A 1461-nucleotide genomic window follows, 5' to 3' on the forward strand; every position below is an offset into this window, starting at 1 on the left:
TTTTTCATCTACTGCTCTATCTATCGACCAAAAATTAAGGCTGCGGAATGTAACATATTTTTCAGCGAAGCTCAGGATTATTTCACGCGATCAATTTCTCGATGAACTTGGCCTAGCGATTTTGCCCATGGGCTCACCGACTTAAGTGAATCTGGCAGCTTCTCTACCGCGTCTCGAGCCATTTGAATTGTCGGATAATCTTGGTAAGTCACGATGTACCATTCCGTTCCACTGCGAACCGTCGGATAAATGCGTACCTTGTTATTCAGCTGATGCTCATCAAGAAAAGCTTGCACATCTTCCATTGATGTCATGGCTGCTAACTGCAAGGTGTACGCTCTTGGGGATAACGCTTTTAGCTCTTCACGTGCAAACGAGAATTTGACGATAGGTTTACTTGATGTCGTCTCTGTTTTCGCAACCTCTTCTGATGCGGCATCGCTTGGCTTCACCACTTTAATCAAAGAAGAGTTTGTCTCTGACTGGGTTTTCGCTTGAGGTTCAGCCCCTTCTACTAACGCTTTAATATTGTCTGTATTCGCTTGCTCAGGCTTACCTTCTAACAGAGCATCAACCACGTCAGATTCAATCACAACACGCTGCTGGGTATCATCATTCCCGACGCTTGCTACTTCTTCTGTCACCGTTGGTGGCAATGAGTTGGAATCGTCAGTCGCATCTGATAAATCGCCATCATTTGGCAAGCCGTCAGTCACTGAGGTTAAATTAGATTCTGATGGCGAAAGAGTCGGCTCAGTGAGTGTCGGAATGGCAGTTTGCTCGATGCTTCCCGTGATCTGCTGCGCTTTGTCATCTGTGCTTGGCTGATTAAACACCCACCACTAACCACCAGCGGCCAGCAACAGTAGCACCAAAACCACTAATGCGATGTTGAGTGGCGATCCGACAATTGAACGGATAATGATCCTTTTTTCCACTTTCATCTCTCCTAATGCCATGATGTCACCCGGAATCGGGTCGACTTTCTTAAATGCATCTCGAACACGTTTCTCCGCATCGTCATCGACATACCTAACCACTAGTGATTCGAAGAAACGACGCGCTTCCACTTCGGATAGCATATCGATATCAAGTTCAACTGGCTTAAGTTCTTGCCCATAACTCAATCGAGACAAGACCGACTCCAAACGCCCAGACTGAGTAAAAAGCAACACGTTGATCGTCCAGTTCGGCTTTTCATGCGCCTCTAAGACTAACGTCCATAACTCCGAAACGAGCGTTTCACTAAGTAAATGAGCGTCATCAATAACAATCGCAATATCGCAAGGCTCATCTACGAGAATACGCTCTAGACTGTCGAGTAAAGGCTCTTGTTGATTAAACAATGCATCGGAAACCAGCTGACTCAAGATGAGGACGCGACGCTGCACGTCATCTTGGGTCGCATGACAAAGTAACAAACATTGATTTTTGTTACTCGCACCCAGCTCAAGGTATCGT

The 1461-nt window shown here is 46.1% G+C and carries 1 pseudogene; it reads right to left on the bottom strand.

What is annotated here, in order from left to right:
- Positions 1 to 77: 77 nt before the first annotated feature.
- A pseudogene (locus R7O12_RS24685) lies at positions 78 to 1461 on the bottom strand (SPOR domain-containing protein); the annotation flags it as partial.

It is taken from the genome of Vibrio sp. Vb1574 (genome assembly GCF_033338675.1).